The following is a 15,949-nucleotide window of genomic DNA, read 5'->3' as shown; positions in this document are numbered from 1 at the left end:
CATGGTCCAGCCGCCAACAGGGGATGGGGATGAACCGGGGGAAATCGGCGCCGGCGAACTCACCGTGCGCGTCGCCTCCGCCATCGCGGATATTGACGCCACGGCGTGGGATGCCTGCGCAGGCGACAGCAACCCATTCATACGCCACGCCTTTCTCCATGCGCTTGAGCAGTCTGGCTCGGCCAGCGCCGAGACCGGCTGGCTACCGCTGCACCTGGCGGTGGAAGACGCGGCCCGCAACCTGCTGGCGGCGGCGCCCTGCTATCTCAAATCCCATTCCCAGGGAGAATATGTCTTCGATCACGGCTGGGCCGACGCGTTCGAGCGCGCTGGCGGGGCCTATTACCCCAAACTGCAGGTGTGCGCGCCCTTCACGCCGGTGACCGGCCCGCGCCTGCTGACGCGCCCAGGACCACTGGCGGCGGCGGCGCGATCCACGCTGGTGAAGGGGTTGCTCGCCCTGCGCCGCCAGACCGACGCCTCATCCGCCCACGTCACGTTTCTTCCGCATGACGAATGGCGGCTGCTTGGCGACAATGGCTTTCTGTTGCGACGCGACCAGCAGTTTCACTGGTTCAACGACGGCTACGCCAGCTTCGATGATTTCCTGGGCAGCCTGGCGGCGCGCAAGCGCAAGGCCATCCGCCGCGAGCGCCGCGACGCGCTGGGGGCCGGCGTCGCCATCACCCATCTCACCGGCGCCGACATCACCGCCGAAGCGTGGGATGCGTTCTTCGCCTTTTACCAGGACACCGGCTCACGCAAATGGGGCCGCCCCTATCTCACCCGCGATTTTTATCATCGCATCGCCGCCAGCATGGCAGACCGGGTGCTGCTGGTGATGGCGCAGCGCGATGGCCGCTACATCGCCGGGGCCATCAATTTCCTTGGCCCGGACGCCATCTACGGCCGCCACTGGGGCTGCATCGAGGATCATCCGTTCCTGCATTTCGAGGTCTGCTATTACCAGGCCATCGACTACGCCATCCGACATGGCCTGGCCCGCGTGGAAGCCGGCGCCCAGGGCGAGCACAAGCTGGCGCGCGGCTACCGGCCGGTCGCCACCTTCTCGGCCCATGACATTGCCCATCCAGGGCTGAAACGGGCGATCGCCGAATTTCTGGTGCGCGAAGGCCGCCATGTGGACGCCGCCCAGGCGGAGCTGGAAAGCATGCTGCCGTTCCGTCACGCGGATTGATGCCGGCGCAAAAACCGGGATGCGCTTGACCGGGCCTGCGATGCTTGCCACATCTGCCAGTCAACGACATGGAGCGCCTGCCGTGAACACGGGAGCGCTTCTGCTGGGGGCATCATGGCGGCTTACGATCCCAAGAACATTTTCGCGGCAATCCTCAAGGGGCAACTGCCCAGCCACAAGGTCTATGAGGATGAACTGACCTATGCCTTCATGGACATCATGCCGCGCACCGAGGGCCATGTGCTGGTGATTCCCAAGGCGCCGTCGCGCAACATTCTGGACATGGAGCCGGAGGACCTCGCCGCGGTGGCCCGCACCATCAAGAAGGTAGCCCTGGCGGCGCGCGAGACCTTCAAGGCCGATGGCATCACCATCCTCCAGGCCAATGAGCCGGCCGGCGGCCAGGTGGTGTTCCACACCCACTTCCATGTGCTGCCGCGCTGGAACGGCGCGCCGCTGCGCCCCGCCGCCCAGGAAGTGGCAAAGCCCGAAGTGCTGGCCGCCCAGGCCGAGCAGTTGCGCAAGGCCCTCGACGGCTGAACGGCAACGCCTGGACCAGCCGGGGCGCCCGCATCAGGCGCCCCGCCGGCTGCCGCCCGATGACATGCCCCTGCGCGCAACGCCTCACCCGGCGCGCGATGGCGCATCCGGGATGCCTGTCCGCTCACCGTCCGCCGGCAAGGGCTCAACGCCATCCAAGAACCGACATTTCAACAACTTGCGCGGATTTTCTCTCGCGATAATGCAAATGCCCGCAACGTGCGTGCGGGCATCCGGGCAGTCATACCGCTCCTGAAGCACCCGGCGAAACGGCCGCCTGTGGCCGCCGCACCGCCCGGCCGCGTCATCAATGCTGCTTGTTGAGTATCGTCTGCACCGCCTGGACGACCTGGGAGATCGGCTCCTCGAACGCCGTGTAGAGATAGCTTCCCGCCAGCCATATGCCAATCAGCAGCGGCGGCACCACGATCCAGCCGAGGATTTCCTCCACCCGCTTGCGTCTGCGACGGCGCTCGCGACGCGCTTCATTCCAGGCGCCCATCATTCCCCCGGCAGGTCCTACAGACGAAGCACACCGTTCGCGACAGCTGTCCTGAACGGTGAGAGCACGCCTCTATGCCAAACAAAAGCGTTTACGGTCGCGCAGCGTCGCAACCGTCCGCATCCGCCATGCCTGGATCAGGTTGACGGCAAATGGAAGGGGCTGGCGCGCACAAGCTGCAAAAAACTTCACGTCAGCAGCAAGGTCGCATCCGGAAACCCGGCGCTTGCGTCACCAGACAACGCAAGCGCCGTTTCCCACTCAGTCGCCGTTCTTCTTCGTCGGCGTCGCCTTTGCGTCCCTGGAGCCCACCCGGCCTCGCCGCCGTGGGTTCGCCGCCGTCTTGCTGTCGCCAGCGGCCTTCGCGCTAACCTTGGGCGAGCTCCGCCGCGCGCCAGACGCATCGCTTGCGCCACCCCCGGATGGCTCATCACCACCTGGAGACTTGCGGCTTGCTGGAGACTTGCCGCCTGCAGGAGACTTGCCGCCTGCAGGAGACTTGCCGCTTGCAGGAGACTTGCCGCTTGCAGGAGACTTGCCGCCTGCCATCGCCTCGCCCGCCCCCTGCATCACCGCTTCCGGCTGGGATTCCTGCTCCGGCTCCTTGCGCGGCTCCGGCTTGAGCGGCGGGTACTCGAAGATCAGGGCGTCCGGGCCGCCATCATCCCCAGGCTTCACCACCACGCGCACCGCGCCGCCGTCCTTCAGGCGACCAAACAGCACCTCGTCCGCCAGCGGCGTCTTGATGGCGGTCTGGATCAGCCGCCCCATCGGCCGGGCGCCCATGGCGTCATCATAGCCGTTATCCACCAGCCAGGCCCGCGCGCCATCCGACAGCTCAATCGCCACCTTGCGATCCGCAAGCTGCGCCTCAAGCTGCATGATGAACTTGTCGACCACCTTGGACACCACTTCCTTCGGCAGATGACTGAAGGAGATGATGGCGTCGAGACGGTTGCGGAACTCGGGCGTGAACAGCCGGTTGATCGCCTCCTGATCGTCGCCCTCGCGCCGGGCCCGGGTGAAGCCAAACGCGGCGCGGGCCATGTCGGCGGCGCCCGCGTTGGTGGTCATGATGATGATGACATTGCGGAAATCGACCTGCTTGCCATTGTGATCGGTCAGCTTGCCGTGATCCATCACCTGCAACAGGATGTTGAACAGGTCCGGATGGGCCTTCTCGATCTCGTCGAGCAGCAGCACGCAATGGGGATTCTGGTCAACGCCATCGGTCAGCAGGCCGCCCTGGTCAAAGCCCACATAGCCGGGCGGCGCGCCGATCAGCCGCGACACGGTGTGTCGCTCCATGTACTCCGACATGTCGAAGCGGATCAGCTCGACGCCAAGCGACGCCGCCAGCTGGCGCGCCACTTCGGTCTTGCCGACGCCCGTAGGGCCAGCGAACAGATAGGAGCCAATGGGCTTCTCAGGATCGCGCAGCCCGGCCCGCGCCAGCTTGATGGCCGACGACAGCGCCCGGATGGCGTCGTCCTGGCCATACACCACCCGCTCCAGCGTCTCCTGGAGGTGACGCAGCACCTCGGCCTCATCGCGTGACACCGATTTCGGCGGAATCCGCGCCATGGTGGCCACGGTCGTCTCGATCTCGCGCACGCCAATCACCTTGCGGCGCTTGCTTTCTGGCAGCAGCATCTGGGCCGCGCCCGTCTCGTCGATGACGTCGATCGCCTTGTCCGGCAGCTTGCGGTCCTGGATGTAACGGGCCGACAGCTCCACCGCCGCCTTCACCGCGTCATTGGTGTAGCGGACATGATGAAACTCTTCAAAATATGGCCGCAACCCCTTTAGAATCTCTATTGAATCCGGAACAGTCGGTTCGGTGACGTCGATTTTCTGGAAGCGGCGCACCAGCGCCCGGTCCTTCTCGAAATACTGCCGGTACTCCTTGTAGGTGGTCGAACCGATGCAACGCAGCGCGCCGGAGGCCAGCGCCGGCTTCAGCAGGTTGGAGGCGTCCATCGCGCCGCCCGAGGTCGCCCCCGCGCCGATCACCGTATGAATTTCATCGATGAACATGATGGCGTTGGGGTGCGCCTCAATTTCCTTCATCACCTGCTTCAGGCGCTCTTCGAAATCGCCGCGATAGCGGGTGCCGGCCAGAAGCGTGCCCATGTCGAGCGAATAGACCGTGGCCTCGCGCAGCACTTCCGGCACGTCGCCAGCGACGATCTTGCGGGCCAGTCCCTCGGCAATGGCGGTCTTGCCCACGCCAGGGTCGCCCACCAGCAACGGGTTGTTCTTCTGGCGGCGGCACAGCACCTGGATGGTGCGCTCCACCTCCTTCGCCCGGCCGATCAGCGGATCGATGCGGCCCTCGCGCGCCTTTTTGTTGAGGTTGACGCAATAGGCGTCGAGGGCGTCGCCCTTTTTCTTGCGAGCGCTGTCATCATTGTCGGAGGACGCGGCGCGCGGCTCGCTGTCCTCCTCGCCGCGCACCGGCCGCGACTCGGACATGCCTGGCCGCTTGGCGATGCCATGGCTGATGTAATTGACGGCGTCATACCGCGTCATGTCCTGCTCCTGCAGGAAATAGGCGGCGTGGCTTTCACGTTCGGCGAAGATCGCCACCAGCACGTTGGCGCCAGTGACCTCTTCCCGGCCAGACGACTGGACATGGATGACGGCGCGCTGGATCACCCGCTGGAATCCGGCCGTCGGCTTGGAATCCTCGCTTCCGTCGGTGATCAGGTTGCTGAGCTCGGTATCCACGTAGTCGGACAGGGTCCGGCGCAGCACGTCCACATCAACGCCGCAGGCGCGCATGACCGCCGACGCATCCTGATCATCGACCAGCGCGAGAAGAAGGTGCTCAAGCGTCGCGTATTCGTGGCGGCGTTCGTTCGCCAGGGCGAGCGCGCGATGCAGGGCTTGTTCGAGGCTCCGTGAGAATGTCGGCAACGGCTTCCCCTATGCGCGGTTCAATTTTTCTCCATCACGCATTGCAGGGGGTGCTGGTGGCGGCGGGCAAAATCCATGACCTGGGCGACCTTCGTCTCGGCCACTTCAAAGGTGTAAACGCCGCAAACGCCAACTCCCGTCTGGTGAACGTGATACATGATCCTGGTCGCATCCTCCGGCGACTTGTTGAAGAACTGCTCCAGCACCTGAACGACAAATTCCATTGGCGTGTAGTCGTCGTTCAGCAGCAGCACCCGGTACATGTCCGGACGTTTCGGACGCGTGCGGGTCAGCAGGGCCGCTCCAGCTCCCTGCTGGTCGTCAGGCCCGCCGGGGGACCCGCCATTGCCACGCCGGGTTCCCATGAGGCGTTCCCGGTCGGCGCCGGCTTTCGCTTCCTCCAGCAGTTTTTTCCACATCGTCGCGCGTCGTCTCGCCTGATCATCCGTGCGCCGCGGACCGGTCCCGAAGCGCGCTGCTCATAATCTAGTCCTCCCCGGGCGGCTTCGCCAGCCCATCGCCTGCGGCCATCGCCACGAAAATCGCATTGCCAGCGGCCGCGCCCCTGAAACAGGGGGCGAACGCCATTCCAGACATCATTTCCTGGAACTGGATGAACGTTACCCGATGAACGCGCGGCGAAATTTTATTGTTCTGGTTAATGCCGCCAGCCCGTCCCGGAGCGGGACGCCGGCCTCGCACGAACGTCCCGCCCCGCCCACGGTGGACAAGCTCAGGCATATGCCGGCGCACGGCCATTGATGCGCAAGCACTTTCCCACGGCGCGCACGCCGCGCCGGGCGGCGTGGAAGCATCGCATGCGTCAGGCGCAACCGCCCCAGGTCCACCTTTCCAGCCACCGGCGCGCCTTCCGTTTAACGCTCCGGTAACCGCGATCGTGGCAGGTTCAGCTCGAACACAGCACCCCTTGCAGATGCGGCGCCGGACCTGGCGACGAGCGGACGACAGCGGAACTGACGATCATGGTCTCTGGTCACAGCACAACGCGACGGAATGTACGCTGGATCCTGACGGTCGCGCTTGGCGTCGTCGTCACCGCGTCAGTCAGCGTCGCCCCCGCCGAGGCGCGCAAGAAGCACCGCATCCGCCATCATGGCGGCGCCACCCAGGCCTACGATCCGCCGTTCGCGGCGATCGTCATCGACGCCAAGACCGGCAAGACCCTCTACGCGAAGAACCCGGACGCCCGCCGTCATCCAGCGTCCATCACCAAGGTCATGACCCTGTACATGCTGTTCGAGCAGCTGGAGCAGGGCCGCATGCGCCTGGATACGCAGCTGCGGGTTTCGGCTCACGCCGCCGCGATGCCGCCGTCGAAGCTCGGCGTCCGCCCCGGCGGTTCGATCTCCGTCGAGAACGCCATCAAGGCGCTTGTCACCCGCTCTGCCAATGACATCGCCTCGGCCGTCGGCGAGAATATCGGCGGCTCGGAGGCGCGCTTCGCCCAGATGATGACCCGGAAGGCCCGGGCGCTCGGCATGACCGGCACCGTCTACGTCAACGCCTCTGGCCTGCCGGACGCGCGGCAGATCACCACCGCCCGCGACCTCGGCATTCTGGCCCGCGCCGTGCAGGACCGCTTCCCCCAGTACTACGGCTATTTCTCCACCCGCAGCTTCCAGTTCGGCAACCAGACCATCGGCAACCACAACCGCCTGCTCGGCGCGGTGGAAGGCGTGGACGGAATCAAGACCGGCTACACCCGGATGTCCGGCTTCAACCTGATGACCTCGGCGCGCGCCAATGGCCGGCACATCGTGGGCATCGTGCTTGGCGGCCGTTCCGGAGCCATCCGCGACCGCATCATGGCGTCGCTGGTGGCCGAGCACATACCGACAGCCTATGCCGGCGCCCGCATTGCCCCGCCGGTTGGCGAATCCGGCGCAGCCTCCCGGGTTGCGGCCGCCACGGCGCCTCGCCCGGAGCCGCGTCCCGCCGATCTGCCGGCGCGCGGCGTCCGCCCGGTGGTTGCCTCGGCCTCGGCGTCGGACACGGCGACGCCGTCCACCTTCCGTTGGGTGGCTCCGCGCAACGAGCAGGATTCAGCGGCGGTCACGCGCCTCGCCTATGCGCCGGAAACCGAGCCCGCCGCGCCGCGTGAACTCGACTCCCGGGGCCTTGCCCGGCTGATCAGGAACAAGGCCAACCAGCCCGCCCGTCAGGCAGCCGCGCCGGAAGCGCCGGCGGCGGAGCCAGAAACGGCTCCGGTCGCCCGCGGCGGATCCTGGGTGATCCAGCTGGGCGCAACGGAAGACGAGGCCTCCGCCAAACAGCTTCTGGCCGAGGCGCGCGGCGCCAGCGAATACCTCAAAACCGCGGCGCCGTTCACCGAAAAGGTGGTGCGCGGCAAGGCGACCCTGTGGCGCGCCCGCTTCTCGGGCTTCGGTCCAAAGGGCGCGCAAGACGCCTGCCGGGCCCTGAAGGACAATGGCTACGAGTGTTTCGCCACGCGCGGCTGATCGCGCTGGACAACGCCCTCTTCTGTTTTCGGCGCCCGGGCGCCGGCGGCGCAACGCTCATCTGATCGGGCGCCGCACGCCCACCCTGCCCGTCGCGCCACACAGGAACTGAAGCACACCGCAGCGTGATCCCGGCCCCTGAACCAGCCAATGGCTTAAGGGGCAACGGGAGAGCTGCGCCCCGGACGCCCCCGGAGACGGGAGGCCGGGAGCAACGCAACGGCCGCCACGCCAACCGCGGCGCGCAGCACAGTATTCCGGGGCGCTCTCCAGCGTCGGCCAGCGCGCCCCGGCCCGATATTTCCGGGCGTGGCCCCCGAACGAACCCGGATCCGCAAAGGTCCGCGTCGACGGGAGACGCCCTGATCGCCGCCTGGGGTCCGCTCCAGGTTTCCGGTTTGACGCATTTTCCTGATGCGAGGCCCGTTCCGCCTCGCCTGAAAATGACTTGGTGGAGTTAGCGATGCCGGGCCAGCAAAATATCCTTGGCTTGATTGACCCGCGCCGCCAGCCACGTCGTGCCCCCCTGGTCGGGATGCAGGCGTTTCATCAACGTGCGATGGGCGCGCCGGATATCTTCGGCCCCGGCCCCCGGAGCAAGGCCCAGGACCTCATAGGCCTCCTTTTCGGTCATCGCGCCCGCCCCCGGACGCCCGCCGCGGCTCCGCGCGTCGCCATCTCCATCAGCGTGTTCACGCCATGCGGGAAACCGGCTGTCGAGATAAGCCTCTAGCAGCCGCGACCCATCCGGATCGCGCGCCAGGCAGTCGCGGCGCAGGGCGATCAGCTCTGCCAGCCCGAGGGCCCCGAGTCGGGCTCCCGCCCGCGCCCCGGCGATCACCTGCCCGTCGAAGGCGCCGCTGTCATGATCGACGGTCATCTCGATAAAGGCCGAGCGGGCGCGCGACACCCGTCCGGAAGACGCGCCCTTCTGAAACGGCAGATTGAACGGAAGCCGGAAGGGCAGCTCGCCATAGGCCCAGGCGCCGGTGCCGGCGACCAGTAACGCCATGTCGATCCGGCCGCGCAGGAGCAGGACGCCGGCGACTATAAACGCCGCGATGCCGCCAGCCTTGCGCAACAGCGGCGCCAGCTTCGCCATGTCGGCCTTGCGATATTGCGTGAGCAGCCACCACAGCGCCGCAACGGCAACCAGACCTGCGATCAGCGCCATCCGCCAGAATTCTCCATCGTTCCAGATCTCGCGCGTTCCAGATCTCGCGCGTTTCATGATCGCGCGGTCCGCGTTCAGCCGCCGCTCCAGATCTGCTCTACCGCATTCGCGCATGATGCGCATCCTGCCGGGATCATGGGCGACATCCTGGTCAACATTCTGGTCGACAGGGCGGCCCGCCTTGCTCCGCCAGGCATTTTCGCCGCCACACATCTTCGCCGGCGCGCATCCCGGGACGCCATGCATCCTGGGCGCCATCGCCATACGTCCTGGCCATATCGCCAGATGGGCAGATTGCCAGCGACGCGCATGCGCGATAGGTCCGCTGTCGGCCACAACGCAGAATACGGAGCCAGCACATGAGCAGCGTTGAAACGGCGACCACAGTGGCGCAACTGCGGGAGAAGGTGGCGCAATGGCGACGCGAAGGCGCCCGCGTCGCGCTGACCCCGACGATGGGGGCCCTGCATGATGGCCACCTGTCGCTGGTGCGGCTGGCGCAGCAGCATGCTGACAAGGTGATCGTCTCCATTTTCGTCAATCCGAAGCAGTTCGGCCCCAACGAAGATTTTTCCCGCTACCCGCGCACCCTGCCCGAGGACCTTGCCCTGCTTGCAACCGTGGGCGCGGATCTGGCCTGGACGCCGGACGTCGCAGCCATGTATCCGGAGGGCTTCGCCACCAGCATCGGCATCGGCGGTCCGGCCCTGGCGGGACTGGACGATGCTCACCGCCCCGGCCATTTCGACGGCGTGGCAACGGTGGTCGCCAAGCTGCTGCTGCAAACCGGCGCTGACGTGGCCGTGTTTGGCGAGAAGGACTACCAGCAGCTTCAGGTGATCAACCAGCTGGTGCGCGACCTGAACATCCCCGTGGAGATTATCGGCGCGCCGACCCGGCGCGAGGCGGACGGCCTCGCCCTCTCCTCACGCAACCGCTACCTGTCGCCGGAAGACCGCGCCCTGGCGCCGGCCATCGCCCGCGTGCTCAGCGTCTGCGCCGAGCGGCTGCGCACCGGCGCCGCCGCCGCGCCCATCATGGCCGATGGCGTGAAGACGCTGGAATCGGAAGGGTTCAAGGTTGACTATCTGGTCGCCCGCCATGCGGTAACGCTGGCGGCGGTCAACAGCATCGCCGATGGCCCCCTGCGCCTGCTGGTCGCGGCGCGGCTGGGAGCCACGAGACTGATCGACAACATCGGCGTGTGAGCGCATGCGACGCCGCAGCCTGATCCGCCCTGTTTGCGGCGCCGCTTTCGCGGCGCTGGCGCTGGCGGCGTCCAGCGGTTTCAGCGCTCCGGCTGTCGCCGAAGTGCGCTTTGGCAACAATGTCCGCGTTGGCGGCCACGATTTTTCCAACCAGACCTTCAACGCCAGACGGCGCGGGCGCATTTATCTGTATGACCGGAAGCCGCGTCATGAAGGCTGCGTCTGGAAGGCGGACGGGCGCGGTGGCCGCGTCAAGGTCTGCCGCCTCCAGCGCGCTCGTTAGAGCGCTGCCCTGAAAGGTGGAAGCCGCCTGGAAACCGGGTCAGATCAAAGAGATAGCGCGCCTGCGAACTGCCTTCGATTGAAGGGCCTGCAAGCCACGCTCCCCGCCCCGGCCGGCAACACATCGCCAGACCAGAGCCTGTCAGCGCCCCGAATAGCCATAACCAAAGCTGGCGCGTCCGCCGACGCGGATTTCGGTGTCGCCGAAGCGCATGACGCCCTTGCCGGAAGATCCCGGTTCACGCCTGTCGATCCGGTCGGCCAATGTTTTGGCGTCCGGCCGCGGCGCCTGCAACCTGTCATGCCGCAGTTGCGCCGGGCTGCGCTTCTGCCCCGGCTGACGCTCGCCAGCAACCACTGGCCCCGCCAGCGCCACGAGGGCGCATTGCCCCAGCACCAGCGCGAGCGCGCCAGAGCGCTTTCCGATCAGCCAGAATCGCCTGATCGACCCGAATTCGCCCGAAATAATAAAGACTCCGGCCGACGCCCTGGCCCGGCTTTCGCCTCGCCCCCGTCCCGGCCGGCCGTCCGCGCCCGGGGACGGCGAGGAAGACGCAGCTTCGCCTGAGAACAATTTCGTCTCCCGCATCCGCATTTTTCCCTCCGCAACGCCGGTCCGGCCACACATTTTGCCAGAACCTTGTCCCGCCAGCCGCCAGGCGCGTCAATCCGGAAGCGCGAATGTCATTTTTGATATCATTCCAATGTAGCGGTTGACCCGGCAGAAAATTTTGCCATTCTCGATGTAGGCATTGACTACATCGGGCGTGACCATGACCTATCATCATGGCAATCTTCGCAAGGCGCTGCTTGAGCGCGCCGCCGCCGTCATCGCGGAACAGGGCGTTGAAGGCCTCAGCCTGCGCGGCCTTGCCCAGGACCTTGGCGTATCGCACGCCGCGCCGTCCCGCCACTTTCGCGACAAGGTCGACCTGCTGCGCACGCTCGCTACGGAAGGTCACGAAACGCTCGGCCGCTATACCTTCGCCGCCAGCAACCAGGCTGGCGCCGATCCGCTGGAGCACCTCGCCGCGCTCGGCCACGCCTATGTGCGCTTCAGCCTGGAGCACCCGGCCTATTACCGCAGCGGGCGACATCCAGAGGTGGCGGCGCAGGCCGACGACGCCCTCAAACAGGCGCACGGCAGACGCATGGAGGCGCTGTTGCGCGCCACCCACGCGGCCCAGGCGGCCGGCTGGCGCCAGGACGCTTCCGCCCTGCACGCCATGGTTTTCGGACTGGCCACCGTGCGCGGCCTTGCCGCCCTGCTCCATGACCCGATGTTTCGCAGCCATATCGGCGACGTCGATCCGGACGCGCTCATCGACGGCGTGATGCGCCTCGTGATCGATCCGGACGCCGCGCGCGCCGCACTCCAGGCGCCAGAGGACAAAACCCACGAACCGGAGCCATGACTGGCTCCGGTTTGACGGCAACGCTTTTCGACCGGGCGAAGCCGTCCGGTCGAACAGAATGCGCCCAACAGAAAAACTGGCGCCACTTCCGGTCAGACGGAGCGACTGATCGACCAGGATTCGCTCAGGACAAAGGCTCTGGCAGGCGCACGGCGCCCCAGTTGCAATCAGGGGGACGGAGCGCCGGTCCGGTTCGGCTGCGCCCCATCCGGATAACAAACAGGAGGACACCAATGCCCAGCGCGACATTTATTGACCACGCCGGCCAGAGCCGCACCGTTGAGGGCCCCGAGGGCGAAAACCTGATGCGGGTGGCCGTTCTCAACGACGTGCCCGGCATTGATGCGGACTGTGGCGGCGAATGCGCCTGCGCCACCTGCCATGTCTTCGTGGATGAGGCGTGGCTCGACAAATGCGGCGAGCCCTCCGAACTGGAGACGAGCATGCTCTCGTTCGCGGCCACGGCGCAGCCGAACTCGCGCCTCGCCTGCCAGATTATCCTGACCAGCGCGCTCGACGGCATTGTCGTGGAGACGCCGGCCGCCCAGCACTGACATCAGGCCCCGGTCAGCCAGTCTCCTCTCAGGGCGTGGCGGCGCGGGGCGGCGGCGGACCGCCCAGTACGTCGACAGCAACGCCAGGAACAGAATGTAGCGTCAGACAACACCGAGCGCCGGTCCGCCTGGCGGAGCGGGAACAGCTCAAGGCTGGAGGAACACCATGGATCCCTTCCACAATCCTTTCATCGCCGAACACACCGGGCGGGCCCGGACCATTCCGCTGGAGGAGCTTAGCCCGGCCAACCCCAAATACATGGAGATGGACGTCTGGCAGCCCTATTTCAGCCGGCTGCGCGAGGAGGCGCCGCTTCACTACTGCGAGGACAAGATCATCGGGCCATACTGGTCCCTGACCCGTTACAAGGACATCATGGCGACGGAGGTGAACACCAAAGTGTTTTCCTCCTCCTCCACCTTTGGCGGCATCACGCTGATGGACCAGCGGGAAGAACTGCCCATGTTCATCGCCATGGACCAGCCAAAGCATGACGAACAGCGCAAGGTGGTCCAGCCGATCGTTTCGCCGCAAAATCTCGAAAGCATGGAAAAGCTGATCCGCGAGCGGACGCAGAAGGTGCTGGATTCCCTGCCGCTGAACGAACCCTTCAACTGGGTGGAGAAGGTTTCCATCGACCTCACCAACATGATGCTGGCGACCCTGTTCGACTTTCCCTTTGAGGACCGGGCGCTGCTCACCTACTGGTCGGACAGCGCCACCGCCAACACCCTGGGCGGGGGCTACGTCGACTCCGAGGCGACGCGGGAGCGCATCCTGGCCGAGTGCCTCGCCTATTTCACCAAACTCTGGAACGAGCGGGTGAACGCGGAGCCAGGGTCTGATCTGGTTTCCATGCTGGCGCACGGGCCGGCGACCCGGAACATGAGCCCGCGCGAGTACCTCGGCAACCTGGTGCTGCTGATTGTCGGAGGCAACGACACCACGCGCAACTCCATGACCGGCGGCGTCTGCTTCCTCAACCAGAACCCGGACGAATACGCCAAGTTGCGGGCCAATCCGGCCCTGGTCGATTCCATGGTGTCGGAGATCATCCGCTACCAGACGCCGCTGGCCTACATGCGCCGCACGGCGCTGGAGGACTTCGAGATGCATGGCCAGACGATCCGCAAGGGCGACAAGCTGGCCATGTGGTACGCCTCCGGCAACCGCGACAGCGAGGCCATCGACAACCCGGACCAGTTCATCATCGACCGGGCCCGGCCGCGACAGCACCTGTCATTCGGCTTTGGCATCCACCGTTGCGTCGGCAACCGCCTGGCCGAATTGCAGTTGCGCATCCTGTGGGAGGAAATCCTGCAGCGGTTCAGCAAGGTGGAAGTGGTCGGGCCGCCAAAGCGCGTCTTTTCCGCGTTTATCCGGGGCTACACGGAACTCCCGGTGCGCGTCACCCGCTGATCCGGCAGCCTGCCCGGCCAGTCGCAGGCCTCCAGGACAAACCAGCATGACCAGCGCGCGCCCGATGCAAGACAGCATCGGGCGCGTGATATATTTCAGCAACATCATTATTATTTATAATAAATTATCAGCACGTTGAATTGACTTTCAATAAAAAATACTGCAGCAGCCCGTTAATATTTTATTTCAATATTAATTCAATATTATACGGTGCAGGATATTGACTTCAAATAACACATGCCGCGACGGCCAGCAACAAGCATTCCCCTTGACGCGACGCACGCTGCTGCAGGCGCATCGCGCATCGCGCCTTGTCATGGTGATTGCCTCAGGCGCCCTGGCATGCGCGCCGCGCCCGGCGACGGCCATCATCCTGAACGACCAGGCGGCCGCCACGCTTCCCGGCCCGCACAAGCTCATCCAGCGCATCAAAAGATGGCATGACGCCGGCAACGCGCATGACAACGTCGTTGCAATCACGACCTACGACGAAAATAACAATTTTATTGAATCATTCTGCACAGGAACGCTAATTAATCATAGGACAATTCTTAGCGCCGCACATTGCGCCTATGATTCCAATTCAAATAAAATCTCAAAAGAACTAAAATATACATGGATTCATTTCAACCAGAACGCCGCCAATCCATCCCTGCACGACAGGCAGGCTAGCGGATTCATCGCGCACCCTGCCTTTGACAACCGGAGCGACCCGGCCCACGAAACAAAACACAGGGATATGGCCCTGTTTTCGCTGGACCGGCCTGTCACTGGCATCAAGCCTGTCCACCTCCTCGAGCCGGGCGCGCCGCTGCCCCCGCGCGGAACGGTCGTCCTCATTGCAGGCTATGGCCGCGCAGGCGTGGCGTCGGCGAAAAGGACCGTAAATAATGCCCTGCGCCGTACGGCGCTCACGACAATCGGCCTGGTGCACGGCGCCGGCAAGGCCATGCCTGGCCTGATCGAGGTCGAGTTCCGGGACCCGGCGCATCCGGAAGTGCACAACGCCTTCAAACAGACATCTCCCGTCCCCGCCTGGCAGGGACAGCCAGGGGCGGGGGACAGTGGCGGCCCGTTGTTCATGGTGATGGCGGACGGTTCCCTGACACAGATCGGCGCGCTTCATGGCGGCGGAAGTGGCTATGGCGCAATCGATAGCTATGCGCCCGTTCAGGACAATTATGCCTGGATTCTTCAGAACAATCCCTTGCGCCATGTCACAGCGAAACCCGGCGCATGGAACTGGAGCGACCCCAGGGCATGGACCGATCGCCATGCCGCGCCTGACGCGCCCCTGGAAGCGCCCGACAATCGCCACGGCTCAATGACCCGCAAGCCTCATGGCAAACCTGGGCGCTATTACGAAGCCGACCTGTCCGAACCGTCGCAGATCCGGCTCGACAAATCCGCGTCCATTGACCGCCTGATCATCAGCAATGCCGAGGCCAGCATACTGATTCCTGAAGGACGGCGACTGGGAGTCGAGCTCGACGCCCTGCTATTCTGGGGCACAATGATCGTGGACGGCACGCTCGAAACCCGGGTATCCGATAGCCCCACCGACGATGATGCGGGCCTTCGCCTGCTCCGCGGCCGGATTTCTGGTGGCGGCGCCATTGTCGTCAATGGCAGCTTTGTCCAGCATGGCGGGGTGATTGCCCCCGGCAAGATCGCAACGCCGGGCGCGCTGGTCATCTGGGGCGACTATGTCCAGCTCAGGCCCGGAACCATGGCCGTGCGCGTCAACGACAGCGGTAACGCAGACCGGCTTGTCGTCTCCGGCAAGGCGGATATCTCCGGCAAGCTCGCCGTCACCGTCATGGGCAAGGCCCCCGCGACCGGTCAGGCCTTCACCGTGCTGCGCGCCAGTGAAATCACCGGCAATTTCAGCGAAATCACCAGCTCGCTGCCCGCTTTCACCTGGGCAACCCACGCCGACGACAACCGCATCATCCTCACCGCAACCGGCATTGACTACGGCCATGTTCTGGCTGACGAAACCGCCGTCGTCACTGGAAAGGAGGCCTTGCGCCACCTCTCAGGCCGCATCGCCATCGCGCCCCTCAACCGCCTCGCCGCCCAACTTGCCCCCGAGGCCGGGGCGCTTGCCGACAGCATCGACGCCGATGACGTCCCGTTCCCGTCGACGCCAGCCCTGGCCATCGCCAGCCTCAACACCATGGATGCTACGACCCTCAGCCGCGCCCTGCTCGCCCTGCCGCCGTCCGGCTTCCACGCCCAGACCGGCTTCGGCATC

The 15,949-nt window shown here is 65.4% G+C and carries 13 protein-coding genes and 1 pseudogene; 9 read left to right on the top strand and 5 right to left on the bottom strand.

Features of this window, described 5'->3' with window-relative positions; translation table 11 throughout:
• Position 1: 1 nt before the first annotated feature.
• Both ACERNI_RS00665 and ACERNI_RS00660 read left to right on the top strand, forming a co-directional pair.
• Positions 2-1,198, top strand: a complete 1,197-nt coding sequence (locus ACERNI_RS00665; RefSeq protein WP_448831355.1) for a GNAT family N-acetyltransferase — start codon at positions 2-4, stop codon at positions 1,196-1,198.
• 114 nt (positions 1,199-1,312) lie between these two features.
• Positions 1,313-1,738: an HIT family protein gene (locus tag ACERNI_RS00660; RefSeq protein WP_448831354.1), complete on the top strand. Its 426-nt coding sequence runs from the start codon at positions 1,313-1,315 to the stop codon at positions 1,736-1,738.
• Between the two features lie 307 nt (positions 1,739-2,045).
• On the opposite strand, the gene ACERNI_RS00655 is transcribed toward ACERNI_RS00660, so the two are convergent.
• From ACERNI_RS00655 to clpS, 3 genes and pseudogenes are all read right to left on the bottom strand, one after another.
• Positions 2,046-2,243 (bottom strand): hypothetical protein, encoded by a 198-nt coding sequence (locus ACERNI_RS00655; RefSeq protein ID WP_448831353.1) that lies wholly within the window; start codon positions 2,241-2,243, stop codon positions 2,046-2,048.
• A 624-nt stretch (positions 2,244-2,867) separates the two neighbouring features.
• Positions 2,868-5,159 (bottom strand): annotated as a pseudogene (gene clpA / locus ACERNI_RS00650) (ATP-dependent Clp protease ATP-binding subunit ClpA); the annotation flags it as partial.
• Positions 5,160-5,179: 20 nt separating this feature from the next.
• Positions 5,180-5,524 (bottom strand): ATP-dependent Clp protease adapter ClpS, encoded by a 345-nt coding sequence (gene clpS / locus ACERNI_RS00645; protein ID WP_448831352.1) that lies wholly within the window; start codon positions 5,522-5,524, stop codon positions 5,180-5,182.
• A 618-nt stretch (positions 5,525-6,142) separates the two neighbouring features.
• On the opposite strand from clpS, the gene ACERNI_RS00640 reads away from it, so the two are divergent.
• Positions 6,143-7,639 (top strand): D-alanyl-D-alanine carboxypeptidase, encoded by a 1,497-nt coding sequence (locus ACERNI_RS00640; protein WP_448831351.1) that lies wholly within the window; start codon positions 6,143-6,145, stop codon positions 7,637-7,639.
• Between the two features lie 457 nt (positions 7,640-8,096).
• On the opposite strand, the gene ACERNI_RS00635 is transcribed toward ACERNI_RS00640, so the two are convergent.
• Positions 8,097-8,813 carry a DnaJ domain-containing protein gene (locus ACERNI_RS00635; protein WP_448831350.1) on the bottom strand — a complete coding sequence of 239 codons (717 nt, stop codon included), beginning with the start codon at positions 8,811-8,813 and terminating at the stop codon, positions 8,097-8,099.
• A gap of 359 nt (positions 8,814-9,172) precedes the next feature.
• On the opposite strand from ACERNI_RS00635, the gene panC reads away from it, so the two are divergent.
• Entirely contained in the window at positions 9,173-10,021 is an 849-nt protein-coding gene (panC, locus tag ACERNI_RS00630) for a pantoate--beta-alanine ligase (protein WP_448831349.1), read from the top strand.
• A 4-nt stretch (positions 10,022-10,025) separates the two neighbouring features.
• Positions 10,026-10,304 (top strand): hypothetical protein, encoded by a 279-nt coding sequence (locus ACERNI_RS00625; protein ID WP_448831348.1) that lies wholly within the window; start codon positions 10,026-10,028, stop codon positions 10,302-10,304.
• A gap of 141 nt (positions 10,305-10,445) precedes the next feature.
• Here ACERNI_RS00625 and ACERNI_RS00620 read toward each other — a convergent pair whose 3' ends face one another.
• On the bottom strand, positions 10,446-10,700 hold the full coding sequence (locus ACERNI_RS00620) for a hypothetical protein (RefSeq protein ID WP_448831347.1): 255 nt from the start codon (positions 10,698-10,700) through the stop codon (positions 10,446-10,448).
• A gap of 376 nt (positions 10,701-11,076) precedes the next feature.
• On the opposite strand from ACERNI_RS00620, the gene ACERNI_RS00615 reads away from it, so the two are divergent.
• From ACERNI_RS00615 to ACERNI_RS00600, 4 genes are all read left to right on the top strand, one after another.
• Complete coding sequence (locus ACERNI_RS00615) at positions 11,077-11,718, top strand: TetR/AcrR family transcriptional regulator (protein WP_448831346.1); 642 nt, start codon at positions 11,077-11,079, stop codon at positions 11,716-11,718.
• A 233-nt stretch (positions 11,719-11,951) separates the two neighbouring features.
• Positions 11,952-12,272 (top strand): 2Fe-2S iron-sulfur cluster-binding protein, encoded by a 321-nt coding sequence (locus tag ACERNI_RS00610; protein WP_191319042.1) that lies wholly within the window; start codon positions 11,952-11,954, stop codon positions 12,270-12,272.
• A gap of 166 nt (positions 12,273-12,438) precedes the next feature.
• Positions 12,439-13,692, top strand: a complete 1,254-nt coding sequence (locus ACERNI_RS00605) for a cytochrome P450 (protein WP_448831345.1) — start codon at positions 12,439-12,441, stop codon at positions 13,690-13,692.
• Between the two features lie 316 nt (positions 13,693-14,008).
• The coding region (locus ACERNI_RS00600) for a trypsin-like serine protease (protein ID WP_448831781.1) at positions 14,009-15,949 on the top strand (1,941 nt) is incomplete at its 3' end.

The sequence above is a fragment of the Camelimonas sp. ID_303_24 genome (assembly GCF_053543495.1).
The sequence above is the reverse complement of the archived record's forward strand: the minus strand, read 5'-3'. Positions and strand labels throughout refer to the sequence as shown.

Excerpts from the sequence above, each read along its gene's own strand:
- ACERNI_RS00615 (WP_448831346.1), top strand. The coding sequence starts at position 11,077 with ATGACCTATCATCATGGCAATCTTCGCAAGGCGCTGCTTGAGCGCGCC.
- ACERNI_RS00610 (WP_191319042.1), top strand. The coding sequence starts at position 11,952 with ATGCCCAGCGCGACATTTATTGACCACGCCGGCCAGAGCCGCACCGTT.
- ACERNI_RS00640 (WP_448831351.1), top strand. The coding sequence starts at position 6,143 with ATGGTCTCTGGTCACAGCACAACGCGACGGAATGTACGCTGGATCCTG.
- ACERNI_RS00665 (WP_448831355.1), top strand. The coding sequence starts at position 2 with ATGGTCCAGCCGCCAACAGGGGATGGGGATGAACCGGGGGAAATCGGC.
- panC (WP_448831349.1), top strand. The coding sequence starts at position 9,173 with ATGAGCAGCGTTGAAACGGCGACCACAGTGGCGCAACTGCGGGAGAAG.
- clpS (WP_448831352.1), bottom strand. The coding sequence starts at position 5,524 with ATGGGAACCCGGCGTGGCAATGGCGGGTCCCCCGGCGGGCCTGACGAC.
- ACERNI_RS00605 (WP_448831345.1), top strand. The coding sequence starts at position 12,439 with ATGGATCCCTTCCACAATCCTTTCATCGCCGAACACACCGGGCGGGCC.
- ACERNI_RS00635 (WP_448831350.1), bottom strand. The coding sequence starts at position 8,813 with ATGGCGCTGATCGCAGGTCTGGTTGCCGTTGCGGCGCTGTGGTGGCTG.
- ACERNI_RS00625 (WP_448831348.1), top strand. The coding sequence starts at position 10,026 with ATGCGACGCCGCAGCCTGATCCGCCCTGTTTGCGGCGCCGCTTTCGCG.
- ACERNI_RS00655 (WP_448831353.1), bottom strand. The coding sequence starts at position 2,243 with ATGATGGGCGCCTGGAATGAAGCGCGTCGCGAGCGCCGTCGCAGACGC.
- ACERNI_RS00660 (WP_448831354.1), top strand. The coding sequence starts at position 1,313 with ATGGCGGCTTACGATCCCAAGAACATTTTCGCGGCAATCCTCAAGGGG.